16 protein-coding genes and 2 tRNA genes are annotated in these 19,587 nt (G+C 58.5%); 5 read left to right on the top strand and 13 right to left on the bottom strand.

The features are described 5' to 3' along the window. Positions 1-13: 13 nt before the first annotated feature. Positions 14-277 carry a YtcA family lipoprotein gene (locus tag JAO29_RS08870; RefSeq protein WP_334267845.1) on the bottom strand — a complete coding sequence of 88 codons (264 nt, stop codon included), beginning with the start codon at positions 275-277 and terminating at the stop codon, positions 14-16. Further along, positions 270-1,760, bottom strand: a complete 1,491-nt coding sequence (locus JAO29_RS08865; protein ID WP_334267844.1) for a TolC family protein — start codon at positions 1,758-1,760, stop codon at positions 270-272. The genes JAO29_RS08870 and JAO29_RS08865 overlap by 8 nt, the downstream gene beginning before the upstream one ends. 123 nt (positions 1,761-1,883) lie before the next feature. Here JAO29_RS08865 and JAO29_RS08860 point away from each other — a divergent pair, with 123 nt between their 5' ends. Together JAO29_RS08860 and JAO29_RS08855 are read left to right on the top strand one after the other, a co-directional pair. Next, positions 1,884-2,483: a TetR/AcrR family transcriptional regulator gene (locus tag JAO29_RS08860; protein ID WP_334267843.1), complete on the top strand. Its 600-nt coding sequence runs from the start codon at positions 1,884-1,886 to the stop codon at positions 2,481-2,483. Between the two features lie 776 nt (positions 2,484-3,259). Continuing rightward, entirely contained in the window at positions 3,260-4,267 is a 1,008-nt protein-coding gene (locus tag JAO29_RS08855) for an SDR family oxidoreductase (protein WP_334267842.1), read from the top strand. Between the two features lie 92 nt (positions 4,268-4,359). Here JAO29_RS08855 and JAO29_RS08850 read toward each other — a convergent pair. From JAO29_RS08850 to smc, 8 genes are all read right to left on the bottom strand, one after another. After that, a tRNA-Cys gene (locus tag JAO29_RS08850) sits at positions 4,360-4,434 on the bottom strand. Positions 4,435-4,502: 68 nt separating this feature from the next. Next, positions 4,503-4,577, bottom strand: a tRNA-Gly gene (locus tag JAO29_RS08845). 83 nt (positions 4,578-4,660) lie between these two features. Beyond that, positions 4,661-6,607: a hypothetical protein gene (locus JAO29_RS08840; RefSeq protein WP_334267841.1), complete on the bottom strand. Its 1,947-nt coding sequence runs from the start codon at positions 6,605-6,607 to the stop codon at positions 4,661-4,663. A gap of 32 nt (positions 6,608-6,639) precedes the next feature. Beyond that, on the bottom strand, positions 6,640-6,942 hold the full coding sequence (locus JAO29_RS08835) for a helix-turn-helix domain-containing protein (RefSeq protein WP_334267840.1): 303 nt from the start codon (positions 6,940-6,942) through the stop codon (positions 6,640-6,642). 50 nt (positions 6,943-6,992) lie between these two features. Further along, the gene (locus JAO29_RS08830; protein WP_334267839.1) at positions 6,993-7,529 is read right to left on the bottom strand and encodes a CvpA family protein; all 537 of its coding nucleotides are present in this window, start codon (positions 7,527-7,529) and stop codon (positions 6,993-6,995) included. Further along, positions 7,526-8,422, bottom strand: a complete 897-nt coding sequence (locus JAO29_RS08825) for a phosphoribosylaminoimidazolesuccinocarboxamide synthase (protein WP_334267838.1) — start codon at positions 8,420-8,422, stop codon at positions 7,526-7,528. The genes JAO29_RS08830 and JAO29_RS08825 overlap by 4 nt, the downstream gene beginning before the upstream one ends. 42 nt (positions 8,423-8,464) lie before the next feature. Continuing rightward, a complete protein-coding gene (locus tag JAO29_RS08820; RefSeq protein WP_334267837.1) occupies positions 8,465-9,094 on the bottom strand; it encodes a hypothetical protein in 630 nt (209 codons plus the stop codon). Between the two features lie 58 nt (positions 9,095-9,152). After that, positions 9,153-13,031 carry a chromosome segregation protein SMC gene (smc, locus tag JAO29_RS08815; RefSeq protein ID WP_334267997.1) on the bottom strand — a complete coding sequence of 1,293 codons (3,879 nt, stop codon included), beginning with the start codon at positions 13,029-13,031 and terminating at the stop codon, positions 9,153-9,155. Positions 13,032-13,561: 530 nt separating this feature from the next. Between smc and JAO29_RS08810 the strand changes: the two genes are divergently transcribed. Together JAO29_RS08810 and JAO29_RS08805 are read left to right on the top strand one after the other, a co-directional pair. Then, on the top strand, positions 13,562-14,896 hold the full coding sequence (locus tag JAO29_RS08810) for a hypothetical protein (protein WP_334267836.1): 1,335 nt from the start codon (positions 13,562-13,564) through the stop codon (positions 14,894-14,896). 349 nt (positions 14,897-15,245) lie between these two features. Continuing rightward, positions 15,246-15,761, top strand: coding sequence for a GNAT family N-acetyltransferase (locus JAO29_RS08805; RefSeq protein WP_334267835.1), 516 nt, complete (start codon positions 15,246-15,248; stop codon positions 15,759-15,761). A gap of 11 nt (positions 15,762-15,772) precedes the next feature. Here the strand turns inward: JAO29_RS08805 and JAO29_RS08800 are convergent, their stop codons facing one another. Further along, entirely contained in the window at positions 15,773-16,567 is a 795-nt protein-coding gene (locus JAO29_RS08800) for a TIGR00282 family metallophosphoesterase (protein ID WP_334267834.1), read from the bottom strand. A gap of 184 nt (positions 16,568-16,751) precedes the next feature. Between JAO29_RS08800 and JAO29_RS08795 the strand changes: the two genes are divergently transcribed. Further along, on the top strand, positions 16,752-17,129 hold the full coding sequence (locus tag JAO29_RS08795; RefSeq protein WP_334267833.1) for an RrF2 family transcriptional regulator: 378 nt from the start codon (positions 16,752-16,754) through the stop codon (positions 17,127-17,129). A gap of 123 nt (positions 17,130-17,252) precedes the next feature. Here JAO29_RS08795 and JAO29_RS08790 read toward each other — a convergent pair whose 3' ends face one another. Further along, positions 17,253-18,443: a hypothetical protein gene (locus tag JAO29_RS08790; RefSeq protein WP_334267832.1), complete on the bottom strand. Its 1,191-nt coding sequence runs from the start codon at positions 18,441-18,443 to the stop codon at positions 17,253-17,255. A gap of 130 nt (positions 18,444-18,573) precedes the next feature. Further along, the coding region (locus JAO29_RS08785; protein WP_334267831.1) for an amino acid--tRNA ligase-related protein at positions 18,574-19,587 on the bottom strand (1,014 nt) is incomplete at its 5' end.

Below are 19,587 nucleotides of genomic sequence, written 5' to 3'. Positions count from 1 at the left end.
TAGGGATTCCTTATCAAGCGAAGAAGCAGAGCCAGAGAAGGCAGGTAAACAGCACAACCATGCCTGGATAGATGATGGCGGGGTGTCCGACTGTATGCACCAGCCCATATCGCCGGAATCCAGCATGTGCCAGACCAGTCAGAGCTATGCCAGCAACCAGCGAGATCATCCAGCCGGGGAAGTAGGAGCCGACAATCTCTACGTTCGGGTTTCGGCCGCAACCAGCTAAAGGCAGTGCGAACGTCGTAGAGACAAGGAAACATGCTTTCTTATTCATGTTGAACTCCTGCAGATGCGGGGGATTGCTCCAGCAGGTCGCCGGTCGCGTAGCTCAGGCCGACCGCGCTTTCCAGGCGGCGTGCTCTCGCAGATACAGTCTCCTGGCGAGCCTGAGCAAGCTGCCGTTCTGCCTGTACTACGTCCACTAATGAGCGAACGCCATACTTGAATGCATCGAGCGACGAATCATACGAGGTTTGTGCCGAAGCGAGGAAGCTTTCGGACGCACGCTCCTGCGCAAGCGCCGTCTTATAGTCGACAAATGCTTGCCATACTTCCCGGGTCACCGCATCCCGCGCTGCACGCTGATGCTCGGCTGCAGACTGTTCTCTCGCAAGCGAAGCGTTGATCTGGTGTTTGCGTGCGCCATTGAACACATCCCACCGCAGCTGGCCGGAAACTGACCACGTGGATACGCTCGCAGGGCCCAGTTGGCCGTAATCAGCGGTAGGCCATGTGGACGTCTGACCTCCCGAAGCGTCCAATTTCACAGTCGGCAGATAAGTTGTCCGGGCGCTGTGATACTCCTCGCGTGCGCTCTTTAGATTCTGAGCCCAGGCTAGAAGGTCGGGCCTGGATTTCGCGGCTTGCTCGATCAACGATTGGACGGAAACATCGAATGCCTCTGTCGCCTTGGGTCCATCGACTGATATCTCGATCTCCGCAGAGGGTTCCACACCGATGGTTTCCGTTAGGGCTAATTTTTGTTTCTGAACCGCACCCTCCGCGGCTGCGAGGTTGAACCCAGCCTCCGCAGCTCCGGCCTGAGCGTTCTGAAGATCAGGTAAGGTTGCTCTGCCGTTGTCGAACTGAGACTGTGCATTCTGTTCGAGAGTATTCGCTGTCTCAAGAATGGTGCGCGCCGCGTCCAGCTGTCCAACCGTCTCTTGCGTCCGATAGAACTGCTGCGCGGTCTTGAACGCGATCGTCTGATGAATCCGACCAAGTTGCAGGGTCGAGGCGATCTCCAGAGCCTTCGTGCTTTCGAGACGAGCGTGCCGTCCGAAATCCAGCAGAGAGTACTCCAGCTCAAGCTGCGCAAGGGCAATTGGCTGTTCCACAGTCACGTAGCCTCGCGGAGCAAGCGGCTTGGGGAAGGGAACGATATTGCGTTGATCGCTGCCTTGGGCTGCAAAGCTGAGCAACGGCAGATATTCCGCACGTTGCACGCCCACACGTTCAAAAGCCAGTTTCGATTCTGCCCAGCCAATCCTGGTCTCAGGGCTGGCGCTTTCAGCGATATCGATCAGTTCCGACAGGGTGTAGGCGTGACCCTTGTCAATTGTCGGAATCGGTCCCGTCCTGTGCGCGGCGGTAATGCAGCGCACGGCATCCCGCGTCGAGACAATCACGGTGCAATCCGATGCGGCACCCAAGGATGGAGACGGAACGCCGGATGAAGCGGCAGCCTGAACCGAAGCGTGTGTTGGAGGAGAATCCGCTACCTGCTGCGCGAAAGCTGTTCCAAGGGAAACGGCCACGCACAAAACAGAACATTCAATGAGGTAACTGGTCAAACTTTTAGGGAGTATCATTTATTTGCCTGTTTACGCCGTAAACAATATTAGTGTACACCGTAAACAGTGGCGAGTACAATAGACATTATGAAAGAGATAGTACAGCCAGCCAATCAGATTGGTCTTAGGGAGCGGCTCATCGAAGCTGCAGGCCGGCTCTTTGTTGAACACGGATACGAACACCTCTCGATGAGGCGAGTCGCGCAGGAAGTAGGCTGCTCCCAAATGGCGATGTATCGTCACTTCGCCAACAAGGAGGCGTTGACGCAACACCTCTGTGCTCAGCTCTATAGCCAGTTCACACAGAAGATGCATCGGCAGATGGACGCCGCCGATCATCCTTGGGAGCGAATCAGGATCTTCACCTCCGCCTTGATTGAGTTCGCCTCTGACTATCCCGGACACTATTCTCTTATCTTTCTTCAGCGTTATTCGGATCCGGGCGTGATGGCAGAGCGGGAGCGTCTAGGGCAGGAGTTTCTTCGAAGCATCCGAAAGATCATTCGCGAGGCCCTTCCTCCGAAGACGGCAGCTCAGGAAGTGGATATACGACTGCGGCAGATTGTCAGTTGTCTGCATGGAACGGCTGCCTTACTTATTGCTCATCCAGAGGCCTACGGCCTGACCAGGCGCCGGGCCGTTCGGGATGTAGAGGACACCATAGCTCGTTTACTTCAACTCGACTGAATTCACCTGGATCAGGTCCGAATGGCTGACGAAACGACCTGGTCCGAAGCGAAGGTGCAGCGGAGACTGCTGTCTCTCATAATTTGATAACGACAAAAAAGAACCCCGCAGGTTATGCGGGGGCTTAGAACCGTTTGTATCTGCAATCAACATATCGTTCCGGGGCAGACTCGCATATCACCCAAAAGGGTCATGTCGACCGGAGTGGCACAACCCAATCGGCCCGTGCGAACCGAGACACCTTGTAGATCGGCAGGATCTCCACAATAGGAGAGGATGAGACCAAATGGCGATCAACAAATTCAGAATTCACGCTCTTCGTGCGTCGGCCGATCTATTGAGTAGTTAATAGAAAAATAGGTGATTTTCTTCTCCACCGAGGTGTATTCAGGCTGCCTCGGTGGTTTTTTCCTCTCTAGCACGCGGACGGAGATACCTTCTGTATCGGCACCTCATGTCGGATACTCGACAGATCAGGCTAATGATGTCTGCGGCGATCCCAAACACCACATTCTGAGTACCGGCGCTCGGATTTTTTTTGAACCTCGGCTTCGGTACCGCGGCTTGGCCTCGGTAGCTGGCTTAAAAGGTGCATTTACCCGTTCGATCAAGACTTTCGTCGGCGGGATGAAGGCGCCTTCCCAATCTGACTGAACGTAAAGTGGCATCAAGCAACGCCTATGCGGTGCAGATACTCCATCTACAGGACGGAGGCTGATCGCGAACGGTATCCCTCATGTCGCACGCCCCACCTCAACGCATGGAGAACCATGGCTATGATTTCAGATAGACATTCCCTTTCGCGCCGTAAGCTCGTGACGAACCTTGGAGCAGGACTTACCGGCGCTGCACTGACGGGTGCGCTTCCCGCGGCCGAAGCTCAGACGGGAGGCGATTCGGCTGCTCCCTTTGTCGATCCGACCTCCAAATACCCGAAGCCGCCGTATCCAGGTCAGTCGCAGCCATGGCCTGGTTTGGCGAGCAAGATGAATCCTCGTCCTGATCATGGCGAAACCAGCTACAAAGGATCGGGTCGTCTGGCCGGACGTAAGGCGCTCATCACCGGAGGAGACTCCGGCATGGGCCGCGCGGCGGCGATCGCGTATGCGCGTGAGGGAGCGGATGTCGCGATCAGCTACTATCCCACCGAGGAGCCTGACGCCGCCGAGGTGATCAAGCTCATCAAGGCCGAAGGCCGCAAGGCAATTCCGATCCCAGGCGATCTCCGTGAAGAGAGCTACTGCAAAGAGCTGGTGGGGAAGGCGGTTGAGTCACTGGGGGGCCTCGATATCGTGGTCTCCAATGCAGGGCGTCAGCAGCAGTGCGAGGACATTCTGCAACTCACCTCCGAGGCCTTCGACGCGACGATGAAGACGAATATCTACGCCCCTTTTTGGATCATCAAAGCAGCTGTTCCCCACCTGCGGCCAGGCTCGTGCATCATCGGTACCACCTCCGAACAAGCCTATGATCCTTCTGCCAATCTGTACGACTATGCGCAGACCAAAGCAGCGACCATGAACTACGTGAAGTCACTCGCGAAGCAACTCGGCCCCAAGGGTATTCGGGTCAACGGCGTTGCTCCTGGGCCTATCTGGACACCGCTCCAGGTCTCAGGCGGCGCTACCCAGGATCACCTGATCCACTTCGGTCAGAAGTACCCGCTGGGGCGCGCCGGGCAACCTGCCGAGCTCGCAAGTATCTACGTGCAGCTTGCGGCCAATGACGCCAGCTACACGACCGGCAACATCTACGGAGCTGGCGGCGGTAATGGTCAACCATAGCTCCAAGATGAGTTCACGGCTGGTGATAAATAGCGAGAACCACTTGCAGCGGCTATGAGCGTATGTCGGTTATCTCTAAGTGTTAGAAGAATTGGAGGCGCGGGTCGGGATCGAACCGACGCATAAAGGTTTTGCAGACCTCTCCCTTACCACTTGGGTACCGCGCCTCGGTAGGCTGCTCGTGAACTTCAGCCCTGCAGTTTGTATGGGAAGTGTAACTCAGGCAGGGATGTTTTGGAGCGGGAGACCGGGGTCGAACCGGCGACATCTTCCTTGGCAAGGAAGCACTCTACCACTGAGCTACTCCCGCTCTCACAATCCAAGTATAGCGATCCTCCGTCTATGGGTCAAACTCCGCGGTGCCCCGCAAGTGCTTGAATTTTACCCATCTTTTCACTCCGGCAGTCGCTGCTCGAAGGCGATCCGAGGACTGGCTATATTGTTCTTCCGGTGACGGACAACATGCGGCGTAATCAGAAGAACCAGCTCGCTTGTGTCATACTCCGACACCTTATTTCCAGTTGCCGTCTGAAACCCTGGAAGCTCCCCAAGTCCGGGAAGCCCACTCACGGCCGCCGACTCGCTGCGGGAGAGGGAACTGGCGAGCATAGCGCTTTCACCATCCCGGACGGTCACAGTTGAGACATACTGACGGTTCGCAAGAACCGGGATGTTGTTCAGGGCTCCGCCAGCGAGTGCTTCTATCTTGAGGTCGATCTGCATGCTGACCTCGCCCGATTTCTGGACCGTGGGAGTCGTCTTCAAGGTGAGCCCAAGATCCTCAAACTGGATCTGGGGAACAGTGACGCTGGTCGCCTGACTGATCAGAGACTGAGCGCTCACGCCGTTCACTGTGACTCCCGCAAGAGAACTTTGAGATCCAGTGATTCCACTGGTGTAGGTTGACGTGGTAATGGGGTAGCGCGTTCCAGACCTAAAGGTCCCGGTCTCCCGATCGCCGAGCCGTAGCTTGATCGTGTCCAGTGCGCGGGTATCACTTGAATTCAACGCCAGATTGAAGGTTGTTGCGGCGTTTGTTGTGACACCGGAGAGCGTCAGACCACCCCCGAAGAAACCGATCGTGTTGGCGAGAAGTGAGCTCTGGACCGCTCCAGAAGAGATCAACGCGAGCGCAATCGTGATGTCATTGGCATCTGCTGGAATCAGTCCTTGAGCGATCGCCTGATCAACGAGAGACTGGTTTGCAGTCACGATATTGTGAGCTTCGCTCTCCGCGTTATAGACGCCAAGCTGTTGGGGGAGCTGAACTCCAATGTTGCGCTGTCTGGTTCTGTCGACGGTGTAGAGATTAATGTCGAGCACAACTTCCGCATCCCCATCGACGAGGTCGCTCACCGTCTGGTTGATCGCTAAGACAGTATCTTCCGGGGCTCGGATAGCGATGCTTCCGCCATTGCTCTGAACGCTCGCCTTCTTCACGTCGAAGACGCTCTGAACGACTGTTCCCAGTTCCTTCATCTGCGCTGAGGTAAAGCCGGGAACGTAGATGGTCTCTTCGAGTTGTCGTTCCAGCCGTTGCCGGTTCTGCTCCGTGTCCTTGGCGATCAGAACCGTGTGCTCATCCACGGGAGTCGCAAAGGTGTGCGTCATGCTCAGCACAATATTCGAAGCTCGAAGGTAAGAAACCTCTGTGAGATCGAGCCGCAGGTTCTGCCGTTCCACCGAATCATCAAACACAACCCGGATACCGTACTGCATGAATACGTCACGCAGTATCTGCTGCGTGTCTCCGCGAAGGCGGAAGTCCTTTACTACAGGAGAGGGAGCGAGAGTGATAGGCCCGGCGATATGGTCGATGTCGCGGGAGTATGGACTGGGCTTCACATTCTGAATCTCAATCGCGCGATGAAGTTCCGGCTTCGAATTCTGCGCATTCAGGTGCTGGCTGACGATAGTGTTGTTCGGATCCAGCTGATGTGCCTGGGCAAGCAGATCGTCGGCCCTTTCGCCATGTCCCAGAAGCCGCGCTTGTCCAGCCCGCTGGACAAGTTCCGTGACTTGATGTTCGTGGGCAAGCGCAGCTGCCTGAACATAGTCGCTCCTGGATGGCACGATCTGCGCCGCCTTGAGAAACGCCTTCTCGGCGCGAGCAAGCTGTCCCCGATCCAGAAACTGCGCGCCCTCAAGATAGGCATCCTCGGCATCGTTCAGCTCCCGCTTCGTGTATTCCTTGGCCGGTGTGGTGCCATCGGAAGAGTTTTTCGGAGAAGCTGTTGCGACAGCAGGCTGCTGCGCGATCATCGGAGAGACGATCCCGGCCGACAACGCCCATGTCGCTAGACAGAAGAGGAGAGCGCTGCGTTGTGAGAAAAGATGCATAGAGGAGCTACGGATTAGACTCGCCTGCTGCCTTAACGGATACCAGTCGCTCCCCGGCTGAAGCCAGGAGCGATGCTCTGGATCCGTGGACGCTCGCTTACGGGCGGACGCCTCATACCATTGCGAATCTGGGTCGTGTCCATCTCCAGCTCTGCCAGGGTACGGCTCAGGGTGTTGCGATGCATGCCGAGCTCCTCGGCAGCCTTGCACTGATTGCCTTTGTGTTGCGCAAGAACTTCAAGGATGTAGCGCCGCTTGAACTGGCGGACCGCATCAGAATAGGAAACTCCGGCACTGTGCATCTGAATGACAAGACCGTCCAATTCGCGCTTCAAAGGCTTACTCCTCGCTGGTCGTCTAACTGCGACACTTCCCCATTGTGACCCTAAGGACGCGATTTGATCCAATCGTCTGCGTTGTGCTTGAGTTCGGATCCACCGGCCAGGATTAGCTGTTCGAGGTCGTGAGGTACAACGAAGGATACCGCATGTGAACCCGCAAGGAAATAGGGTATGAGACGAGAATTTTTCAGCCACTCGGCCGTGGGAAGAAAAGCGGTTAGGGCCGTCAGGATAGCGAAACCCAGCAGGAATCCTCTCACCACACCGAAACCGGCTCCCCCAAGTCTGTTCAAAAACCCGAGACCGATCGCGTGCGCCGACGCATGCACGATGCGCCCCAGGATCGCGGCGATCACCATGACACCGACCGCTATCAGAAGAAATGCTGCGACGCTGGCGAAGGCCGGATTGCTGATTACTCCTGACAATCTTGCGGCAACAACCCGATAGTTCCATGCAGCAAGTACGGTGCCGCAGACCAACCCCGCAAGTGAAAATAAGGCAAGCACAAGACCGCGAAAGAGCCCCTGGATCGCCGAGATGGCGACGATCGCGATCAGTAGCCAATCCAGAGGGTTCATAGCTCCGAGCGGCCGGTAATCAGCCGGAACGCCTCGAGGTATTTCGCCCTTGTCTTTTCGATAATCTCTTCGGGGAGCGAAGGCGCCGGATCCTGTTTGTTCCAGCGAATCGATTCAAGGTAATCCCGGACATACTGCTTATCAAAGGAAGGCTGAGCGCCTCCTGGAGAATACGATTCCGCAGGCCAGTAGCGCGAGGAATCAGGAGTCAGTACCTCATCGGCCAGGATGATCTCTCCGTCGACGACTCCAAACTCGAACTTCGTGTCCGCCAGAATCAATCCTCGGCTCTCGGCATGAGCCGACGCTTTTTCGAAGATATCGAGCGTGAGCTTCCGAAGCGCATTCGCGTTCTCCGCACCGACTGCAGCAACTACATCCTCGAACGAGATGTTTTCATCGTGACCGCCGGTGTTGATCTTTGCTGCCGGGGTAAAGATCGGCTCCGGCAGTCGGTCCGACTCGCGAAGGCCCGACGGCAATGCGATCCCGCAGACCGCGCCCGTTGCCTGGTAGTCCTTCCACCCCGAACCTGACAGATAAGCCCGCACGACGCATTCGACAGGGAACATCGTCGCGCGGCGCACCAGCATGCTTCGCCCCTCAAGCTGATCTGTATACGGTGCGAGCATGGAGGGGAACTGCGCAACATCCGCGGTCAAGACGTGGTTCTTGACGACATCCTTCAGGAAGTCGAACCAGAACAGGGAGAGCTGGGTGAGGATGCGTCCCTTGTCCGGAATACCACTCCCGAGCACATGGTCAAATGCCGAGATGCGGTCGGTTGCAACGAACAGGAGTTCGTCTTCGCTAAGAGAGTAGATATCACGAACTTTACCGCGTGCTGTAAGCGCAAGCGATCCGAGGCTGGTTTCCAGAAGTGCGTTCCGCATAACACTTTTGACGGTATCACCTTCGCGCCTACCGAAAATGCCTTAACGCAGGGGGAGAATCACATCGATTGGGGGCTTACCATCACCGCGCGCCGGGCAATGGAAGTGCACCGTGCGTTTCTCCGGATCACTCTGCACCGTGGCTTCCTGGGGAACGCATTCATCGTCGCCGAAGGAGGCGCGCTGCGAATAGTGACGCAAAAACGGGAGGAGTCTCGGCTGATAGAACACGATCAGGTCGAGGCCTGAGTTTCCGGCCCCGTCGGTGTCCCACGAACTCTTCTCAAGAATGTAGGGACCGCTCAGCTGCGAAATGTCCGCCCCGGACCAGTCGAAGACGCGCGTCAGTGGGATCAGCAGCGTGGAGCCGATCAGCGGTACAAGCAGGATCAGGGCGCTGACCGTCGTAAGCCACTGCGGGCGCATCAGGCTGAACCTCGCCAGGAGAATCTCATACCCGGCAACTGCCAGCCAGCTGATCACGGCATCCATGCGCGTAGAGGTCGTGCTCCACTGCGTCGCGATGAAACCGATGCGCAGCAGAACCATCGCAACCGCCAGCCCCAGCACAGCGCGACGTAGCCACCAGGGTAACCTCCACCAAAGCAGGCGAAGCACCAGCACTGCTCCGGTGAGCAGGCCCAGCAGTCCGAAGGTTAGAGGTAGATGCATCGTTTGCAGGGTATCTGGAGGGGACGGCTCAGCCGCAAAGGCTAAGTCGTCCCAGTTCTCAGGCTACCGCACGGCGCGTGGTGTTGTCGTCGCGGCGGTTCAGGTTGACGCTGACGACCTTGGACACTCCCGGTTCCTGCATCGTCACTCCGTAGATGATGTCCGCCTGCGCCATGGTTCGTTTGCTGTGTGTGATCACAACGAACTGAGTGCTTGTGCTCATGTCGGCGATCAGCTTGGAGAAGCGCCCAACGTTCGTCTCGTCCAGTGGAGCATCCACCTCGTCCAGAATGCAGAACGGGGCAGGCTGGTACTGGAAGATGCCGACCAGCAGCGACAGCGCCGTCAGTGCCTTCTCTCCACCCGAAAGCAGCAGCACATTCTGAAGCTTCTTGCCGGGGGGAGACGCCACGATATCGATTCCGCTCTCGGCCGAGTTCTCGGCATCCGTCAACTTCATGAACGCCTGCCCGCCGCCAAACAGCTTGGAGAAGGTAATTGAGAAGTTCTCGTTGATGACCCGGTAAGCTTCGTCGAACTTCTGGCGGGAGATCTCGTCGATCTCCTTGATCGACGCCTGGGTGTTTTCGATGGAATCCAGCAGATCCTTCCGCTGCGTCTCGAGAAAGGTGTGACGCTGCGTCGTCTCGTTGTACTCATCGAGCGCCATCATGTTGACTGGCCCCATGGCTTCCAGCTTCTGCTTCAGACCGCGCGAAGCCTCTTCCTCTTCGTGCAGGGCATCGCCTTCGATGCGGGCAATGGCCTCGTCGCTGCGAAGAGTCCCCGCCTCGACCCCAAGATCGTTGAGGCATGTGGCGTCGATATGCTCGATGTCCGAAGCCAGTTTGGCGGCTCGGGCGGTGTGGGCGGCACGCTCTTCGCGCAGCCCTTCGGTCTCGTGTCGCAGTGTGCGCAGGCGCTGATCAAGTTCTGCCATTGCAGAACGAAGCTCCGTCGCCTGAGCGGTCAGGCTTTCACCCTCCGCCAGTGCGTTGGCGCGCGTCTCGGCCAACTCTGTATGCTGGGTGGCCAGGCTGGAGGTCTCTTCTTCGCGCCGCAGCTTCTCGGCAGCTGCCGCGGAGAGCTGCTGCTCAATCTGCTGGATCCGCTGATTCTGGCCGTTGTACAGCCGTGACGTCTGATCAAAGTTCGCCTGCGCATTCCGGCGACGCTCCTCCAGGCCGGCCAGCGCTGCCGAGGCTTCTGCTGCGGACTGCTGAAGCCTCTCGCGACGGCTGCGCAACTCGTCCAGCTGCGCCTGCAACTCTGCGAGTGAGCTTTCGAGTCCGGCGCGCTCAGTCTCAAAGGTGGCAGCTTCCTGCTGCTTCCGGGAGATAAGCTCCGTCTTCTGGTTGCGGGCATCGCGATTTCGTTCCGTCGCCAGCGACCACTCCTGCAGCCTGCGCTCGATCCGCGCCGCCTCCGACTCCATCTGACGAAGCGCCGCTCCGGAGTTGGCCGCCTCCCGTTCGGAGTCGCGCCGCTCCTGCATTCTGCTTTCGATAGTAGAGTTCAGTTCTGCAATCTGGTGCTGCAGCTCCGCCGTCTGTAGATCTGCCTGCGTCAGCGCCTGCTGGGCCTGATCGATCTTCTGCTGCACCTCGGTTAGCTCGCGCTTCAGGGCCAGCGGACCCTGGGCTCTCGGGCGACCGCCCGTGACCGTGACGTTGTGGAAGGTCTCGCCCGTCGGCGAAAGGAAGAAGGCGTGCGGATTCGATAGGGCAAGCGTGCGTGCCGTGTAAGAATCGGGAGCGACGTATCCTTCGCGGAGCTTGGGCAGGATCACTTCGAGCGATTTGCCAAATCCATCCAGAACGCGAACGCAGTCCCGTAGCGGCACGACGCCTTCGATGTGAGTCGTGTTGCCTGCAGCCTCGCTGGCCATCCCCTCCGCGAAGGAGAAGTTTGCCTGGGCATCACTCGGGTGAACGAGGAAGGTGGCGCGACCCGCGACATCGGTCTGCAAAAGCTGCATTCCGGCATCGGCCGCGTCCCAGCTCTTGACCACAACGTAGTTGAGTTCGTCCCGCAGAAACTCATCGACGACGCTCTCGTACTTGCCTTCGACTTCAAGGAAGTCCGCCAGCGTTCCGACAGGAGCTACAGTCCCTGACTGTGCGGCGGCGCTGGACTTGAAGATATTCCGTACCGTATCGGTGGAATAGCTATGGTCGCGGATCAGGCCCTCAAGCGAGTTCCGACGGCCATTGAGCGTCGCCAGTTCTCCGCGAAGCTGATCGCCACGCCGTTTGCTCTCGTTCTCTTCCTTGCGGCGAGCATCGATCTGGAGCCGCATCTCTGCGATCTCCGTCTCCAGTCGTTTCAGGCGTTCCGTCACCGACTCGAACGACAGCCTGACCTGCCCGCGCTGCAGGCCCAGTGTCTCCAGCTCCTGGCGAGCTACCTCGGATTCACGTTCCAGGCGCTGTGCTTCCTGCTCAAGACTGGCCAGAGAAGCGGAGGCCTGCGCCTCCTCGTTTCGGGTCTGGGATGCACGCTGCACCAGTTGCAGAGTCTGTCGCCGGTTCTGCTCGGCCTGCTGCTCGGCGCTCTGCAGCGCGCGCACGGCTTCCTGTGCCTCGTTATGCTGCTGTTGCACGGATTCGCGTGAGCTTGTCGCCTCGGTCGTCGCATTCTCGAGGAAGCTGCGATGCTGCTCCAATTCGCCGGCCAGCGAGGTCAACTGCTCCCGCGCCTGAGCAAGCTCATCCGAACCGCTGTCAAGCCGCTGCGTCAACTCTGCAACTCGATCTTTGTTCGACGCAGTGCGCGCTGCAATCCGTTCCAGCTCTACCGCCGACTGGTTGGCTCTCGATCCCGTCTCGCGAATCTGTTGATCCAGCGTGTAGCCGCGGCTGATGCCCTCGGTGTGCTCGGCGTCCATCTGCTCGATCATCGCGGCCTGGCTGTCGATCTGCGTGGCCAGCGCGGCGATCTTCTCGTTGGCCTCAGTGGATTCGGCATCGAGCTGCGCCATCCGGCTCGCCAGCACAACACGCAGACGTGTACGGAGTTCGTCGCGCAGAGCGCCGTAGCGCTCAGCCTTCGCAGCCTGACGCTTCAGCGTCCCCATCTGGCGCGTCACTTCTTCGAAGATGTCGTTGACTCGTGCGAGGTTCTGCTTTGCGGATTCGAGACGCAACTCTGCAAGGCGCTTCTTGGTCTTGAAGCGGGTGATTCCGGCTGCCTCCTCGATGATGCCGCGTCGATCCAGCGGCTTGGAGCTGAGCAGCTGGCCGATTCGCTCCTGGCCGATGATCGCGTAGGATTCTCCGCCAAGGCCGGTCCCCATGAAGATGTCCTGAATATCACGCAGACGGCAGATCTTGCCGTTGAGCAGGTATTCGGACTCTCCTGAGCGGAACAGGCGCCGTGTAATGGTCAACTCACCGGCACGCACAGGTGCGCGGTTGAACTTGCGGCGGCGAATTTTGAGAACAACATTGCTGGACCCTTCGGGAGTTTCGGCTGGTACTTCTGCCGCTTCGCCCTCGATGATCGTGCCCGGCTGTGCCTCAACGACCGCGTCCTCGGTCTCTTGTGCGCGCTGCTGACGCAGGGCGGCCTCGTCCCAGTCACCTAATTCCGCGGTCTGCGCGGCAGGGAGCTCGTCCGTGACGACGACTTCAGGGCCATCCGGGGAGAGGGTGGCTCCGTCGTACACCTCGGGATCGACCAGGGTGAGAGAGACCTCGGCCATTCCGGTTGGCTTGCGGTCGCGCGTTCCGGCGAAGATGACGTCTTCCATCTTGATGCCGCGAAGGCTCTTGGCCGACTGTTCGCCAAGCACCCATGTGATGGCGTCGGATATATTCGATTTGCCGCATCCGTTGGGGCCGACAATCGCGGCGATGCCTTCACCGGAGAGCTGAACCTCTGTCCTGTCGCAGAAGGATTTGAATCCGAGGATCTGGACTTTTTTGAGCTTGAGCAAAGTCACCTCTCTGCTGTGCGGTCGTTTTCCATCGGGGAGAGCACAGTAGTTAAGACTGAGCTAACTGTAGCGTTATGGCGGCCCGGAATCAACGGTCTCAACACTAGCTATTGTGGATAAGGAGTCCCTAACACTACCAATGGGTTGTCACCGCGAGATTACCGTGGTGCGGCGTATGTTTCTGCAGAAAATTGCGTCGGTGAATGTGAATCCCGCCAGATTTGGCAAAAACCCCCTCAATCAGCAGGGTGGAGGGCCTCCTGCAGACTGCCTTTCCAGGAGCTTGCTTTTCCCGACCCTTGCCATGGAGCAACGGGGTTTCTATAATCCGCATCATCATGCCGTGATGGATCATGCAGTTGAAAACCTCTGGATCGCTGATCAGATCTGACGGGGCTACAGCTGAAATATGCATCCTATTCGTCATAATTGTCCTGATGCATAGCAATTGTGTTATATCGGTCTGACCATCTGGCAACAGCCGGGCGGAAGATTAAACGAGAAGAAAAGTTTCTGAGGAGTGTGTGGGAATGAAGAAGGTAGTCGTTGCGTCTCTCCTGGCGGTCGCTAGCGTTGCATCGGGTGCACGTGTTGCGGTTGCACAAGCCCCGGCCCCGGCAAGTCCCGGCGCGAATGCGCAGCAGGCGGGGAGCGGAGTCCAGCTCGCGCCAGCCGAATACAATGCATATACAGCGGCGATTGCACAGAGCACACCTCAGACGCAGGCTCCTGCGCTGGAGTCCTTTCTGCAGACGTATCCAAATTCTCAGGTTAAGAACGATGTGCTTCAGCGCCTGATGCTTGCTTACAGCGCCTTCGATCCGGTAAAGACGCTTGATGCCGCGGACCGCTTGCTGCAGGTCGATCCGTCCAACATTCGTGCGCTGACGATGGAGGCCTACTTCCATCTGCAGAATGCCGATAAGAGCACCGATCCGACTGCGAAGCAGGCAGAGCTTGATAAGGCTGCTGACGCCGGCCAGAAGGGCCTGACCGCCCCGAAGCCGGCCGCTATAAACGATGCCGACTTCGCAAAGCTCAAGGAAGCTGCCGATCCCGTCTTCCATCGCGCCATTGCGACCGACGCACTCGCCAAGAAGGACGCTGCAACCGCTGTTACGCAGCTAAAACAGAGCCTCTCCAGCGTTCCTGTAGAGCAGACCAAGACGCCTGGACCGCTGCTGACCGACACTTACCTGTTGGCTCAGGCTTACTACCAGATGACTCCGCCTGATCCGCTGAACTGCGCCTGGTACGCGACTCGCGCCGCGACCTTCGCGCCGGAGCCGTATAAGACGCAGATGATGCCTCTGGCCAAGTACTGCTACAAGAAGTATCACGGTGCTGACGACGGCTTCGATACGCTGGTGACTGCTGCGCAGCAGAGTCTTGATCCGCCGGCAAACCTCGCCACGACGATCACGCCTGCTCCCAAGCCCGCTGACATCGTGAAGCAGGTGATCGCCAGCACTCCTGACCTGGCGACCCTGGCCGTAAGCGACAAGGAGTTCATCCTGCAGAACGGGACTCCGGAAGATGCCGCGAAGGTATGGGATACGATCAAGGGCAAGACAGTTCAGTTCCCGGATGCAACCGTCGTGTCCGCCACTGACAATTCTCTTGTGTTGTCTGTCTCGGATGACGCCGTGCAGTCCAAGACCGCTGACTTTACGGTCAACCTTACCGCTCCGCTGAAGACAACTCCAGCACCGGGAGACAAGGTCACGGTCAACGGAACCTACGACTCGTTCACGCCGAATCCGATCATGATCACGATGATCAATGGATCGGTTGTGGAGCCGAAGAAGACACCGGCCAAGCCCACAGCAACGCATCACCGTTCGACCACCACTCACCGGCGCTAATACGCCGGGTAGGTGGTAAAAACCTGAGAGGCAGCCGAGCGAAACGGCTGCCTCTTTTTCTTGTCCTCGTGCATGACCTGGAGATCCCACCCACCCGTCTTTTTGCGCAAAGTATTCGAAACAGGCGAGATGGGTCCGGACTTCGTGTTTTCTCCACGTGGTCCGGTTGCTTTATTTTGGACCCAGCATAGAACAAGGGGCTACTTTCAGAGTACCTAAAGACGTGGATCAAATCGGCATCTCTATATCATTAGAACGAAACAACTTAGGGTCAGATGACAGTTGACAGGCATTTGCGCTCCCTTCTGAGGGGTTTGCCGCTGTTGCAGATCTGGGATAGAACGGTTTCATGAACCTACAGCCCGCATCGGAGGCCGATCTCCCTGATATTGTGGCCCTTACAAATCTCGCCTTTCGTGGCGAGGTGGGATGGACGCTCGAGAGCAGATACATCGAAGGGGAGAGGATCAGTCTTGAAACCCTGAAGGACGATCTGAAGTCCTGTGCGGAAGCACTTTTGTTGATCTGGCGGGATGAGAGCAGCGGGGAGCTACTGGGGTCCGTCTGGCTGGAGCCGAAGGACAAAGAGGTCTGGTATATGGGAATGCTGGCGGTTCGTCCGGAGCGCCAGGGCCAGCAGCTTGGCCGCAGGATGCTCGAAGCCTCCGAGGAGGCGGTTCGGCAGCGAGGTGGAGCGCGGCTGCGCATCTCGGTTGTAAACGTGAGAGACAACCTGTGCGCATGGTATGAGCGCCGCGGTTATGTGCGTACCGGCGAGCGCGAGCCGTTTCCTTACGAAGACGAGAAGGTCGGCAGGCCGCTGCGGGACGACCTCGAGTTCGTGATACTCGAAAAGGTTCTCTGAGGCGAGTTCCGCTACTCACCCAGCAGGAGGTGCTGGATGGAGTAGGCGCGGCCGGTTGCTCCGTCGCAGCCGATGAGGACGGCAGCCATCTTTGGATTCCCCTTGGCGGCCTCGAACTTGCCGGGCATACCGGTGAGGAAGCGGTTAAGGACCAGCTCGGTCTCGACTCCGATGACCGAATCGTACGGGCCGGACATGCCGACGTCGGTGATGAAGGCGGTTCCACCGGGCAGGACCCGGGCGTCTGCGGTGGGGATGTGGGTGTGGGTTCCGAGGACCGCAGTGACACGTCCGTCGAGGTACCAGCCCAGCGCGACTTTTTCGCTGGTCGTCTCGGCATGGATGTCGAGCAGGATGATCTTCGCGGTGAGTTTGCTGATAAGCTCGTCGGCCTTGCGGAAGGGATCGTCGCAGGAGGACATGAAGACGCGGCCCTGCAGGTTGAGGACGGCATAGCTCTGGCCGGAGGGCAGCTCGCCCTGGTAGACGCCGAACCCGGGAGTCCCGACGGCGTAGTTTGCGGGACGCAGCACGCGGCGCCCGCGCTCGTGCGAGTCGGCCGGCACGGTCATGTACTCGAAGATCTCGCGTTTATCCCAGATGTGATTGCCAGTGGTGATGACATGGGCTCCCATGTCGAAGATCTCTTCGGCAAGGGAGGGGGTGATTCCGAAGCCGCCAGCGGAGTTTTCGCCGTTGATGACGATGAGATCGACGGAGTTGGTTTCGACGATGTGGGGAAGGTGCTCGCGGACGATATGGCGGCCGGCGGAGCCAAAGATATCGCCGACAAAAAGGATATTCACCTTGAAATTTTACATGGTGAAGCGGACTAGCCCGAACCCACGGGCGCGAATCGCGAGGAGGTATGCGGAGAGGCACTTTGCTTGAGAAGCAGATTTCTCCACTGCGCCGCTCATAAGTGCATGAGCGGCTTCGGTCGATCTCTGTAAACGGCGGCGTGGCTCCTGTTGTGTTAGCTTGCTTTCCATGGCGCAGAGTGAACGTTTTCAGTTAAGCCTTCGGGTGCTTGCGGTGCTGGCAGAGGAACCGGGATCGATGAAGACCTCGGCCGAGATTGCCGACAGCCTGAGGGAGAGCGCGGTGATGGTGCGTAGAGCCTTCCTTCTGCTGCAAAAAGGTGGGCTGATTGAGCAGAAGAAGGGGCCGAACGGGGGAGCGAAGTTGAAGCTTGCTCCTAAACAGATCGGGCTCGGGGAGGTCTTTGCTGCCACCTCGGGGGATTGGCTAGTCGTGGAGGACAAGGCAGTTGCCGGGTTGATGAAGAAGGTGCGTCAGGATGCGGTGGACGCGATGAACGAACACTCGCTGGCCGGTGTGGTCAAGCGGCTGAAGAAGGGAAAGTGACGTCGCGGTTTTGCGCGATGGGCTGCCTAAGGCGCGTGGACGATTGATAGGTTGCGTGTGGAACCGCAGATCCTTCGACTACGCTGCGCTTCGCTCAGGATGACACGGGTTTTGCTTCTGTTCTTATCGGCTGTGCTGGTTGTGGCGGTGCTTGGCCCAGAGGAAGCGGGCGAAGAGATCGGTGTCGCCGGTCGTACTTCCTTCAGTGGCGGCGGCTGTTGAACCGACAGTGACGGCCTGGCTGACGATCTGCTGATAGGCGTCGGGGCGGAACTCGGCCAGAAAGAGGAAGCCGTTTTTCACATTGTCGATTGCGGCGGTGTGGGCGGTGTTGCCGGAGGTCCCGTCGACTCGGCCGGAGTAGCTTCCGGGCGCGAGCGTGATGATGTCGGTAAAGGTATTGGCGAGCCGCGTCATCTCATCGCGCGTGACCGGATAGCTGCCTTCGAGGTACGAGAGGTAGAGCCCGGCGACGTCCATGCGAGCGTGGGTACAGTCTTCGCCACCCCTGGCCGGTAGAGCGTAGGCCCAGTTGTAGGCCGAGCGGCCCTGCCTGGTGGTGACATTCTGGACGCCTTCGGTGAAGAACCACGGGATGTTGTCAGCGACGATCTGGTGATAGCGCGTGGCGCGGGCGGCGTCGTCGTGCAGCAGGGTGTGCGCGCTAGAGAGCATCTGGAAGCCGTAGTTGAACATCATGACCTGGTTCCAGGGGATGGGCGTGCCGCCCTTGTAGGGTGAACCGGCGGCGAAGTACTGATGGTTGCCGTGCGAGAGGTCGAGCAGGCCGTTGAGGATGTGGTGGTCGATGGCGAAGTCCGCCTGCTTGACGTAGGTCTTCGCACGATCGAGATAGGTGGCCCCAAAGTGGTGTGGGTCGCCGGCGGGGACGGTCTTGTTCCAAAGCGAGCGCGTGTGCAGGATGGTGACGGCGCAGTTGCCGAGATTGCCGATCATGTCTCCCTGCTCGCCGCCGGTGCTGAGCTTCGGTTTGGAGAGATCGTTGGGCCACGCTGGATCGATACGGTTGGTCCAGATCATGTGCTGGCCAATCGGTTCGGGTGCGAGGTCGTTGCGCTCGGCCAGCTGCGCATCGCAGAAGCGGACCATCTGGTCGGCGAGCTGGCTGGGGGCGATCTGCGAGCCGCTACCCATCTGATCGATGAGCCCGAGGGCACGAACCGCCTGTCCTGAGGTGCCGTAGGACCAGGCGTTCTTCTCGTTCGAGGCAGCGGGTTGCATAGTGGAGATGTAGTCGAGCAGCGAGCCGGTTTCTACGTTGCTGACGGGGCCGTCCAGGCTGGTGACCTTCATCTGTGCGGTTGCGAAAGGAGAGATCAACGTGAGGAGCAGAAGAGTGGCGGCGCGGCGTATGGGTACCTTTCGCGGGAGCCGGATTGGCTTCCACGAATTTTACTCATGAAATGAATGTTTTGTCTGCGGATTATTCTGCTGATTCCCCGTGGGGCTGCTCTTCCTTCTGAGCGACCTGCTCGGCGGTCTTCTGGCGCGGCCGCATGAGGGGGAAGAGAATGACGTCGCGGATCGACGAGGAGTTGGTGAGTAGCATGGTGAGGCGGTCGATGCCGATGCCTTCCCCAGCGGTGGGTGGGAGGCCGTAGCCGAGGGCGCGGACGTAGTCGTCGTCGACGGCGGACATGGCTTCTTCGTCGCCGCGCTCCTTCTGCTCGATCTGCTGCTGGAAGCGGTTGTCCTGGTCGATGGGGTCGTTGAGCTCGGAGAAGGCGTTGCCGACCTCGAAGCCTCCGATGTAGAACTCGAAGCGCTCGACCCAGTCGGGCTCGTCGGGCTTGATCTTCGAGAGCGGGGAGACCGCCAGGGGGAAGTCGTAGATGATGTGTGGATCGATGAGGTGTTTTTCCCCTACTACTTCAAAGAGTGTGGCAATTGCAGTTCCATAAGACTGCTGACCTCGCTTAAGCATCTGCGATGTTAGCGCAAGAAGATTGCGATCAAGTCTTTTTGAGGCTTCGAGTGTTTGAGGTTGCTCGGAAAGAGTTGATCTTACCTGACTCACCGTCACGGGTGATCCAGATGCATCTAGTGCACGGTCGATTAAGCTTCTGACTGTTTCAGCACACTGGAAGTCTTCTATGGCAGGCTCCGCACCATATTCGGGAGGCCAAAATTTGATGATGGCGTCGCGCATTGAGAGCTTGGTCCACTTCCCGAGGTTGATCTCCTTGCCGTTGAAGTGGGTGATGAGGGAACCGTTGACTTCCATTGCAACGAACTTGATGAGCTCTTCGGTGAGGTTCATCAGATCGTGGTAGTTGGCGTAGGCCTGGTAGAACTCGAGCATGGTGAACTCGGGGTTGTGGCGGGTGCTTACGCCTTCGTTGCGGAAGTTGCGGTTGATCTCGTAGACGCGGTCGAGGCCTCCGACGACGAGGCGCTTGAGGTAGAGCTCGGGGGCGATGCGGAGGAAGAGGTCGAG

The sequence above is a fragment of the Edaphobacter sp. HDX4 genome (assembly GCF_036877565.1).
GTDB lineage: Bacteria > Acidobacteriota > Terriglobia > Terriglobales > Acidobacteriaceae > Edaphobacter.
This window is presented reverse-complemented; position numbering and strand designations above follow the sequence as displayed.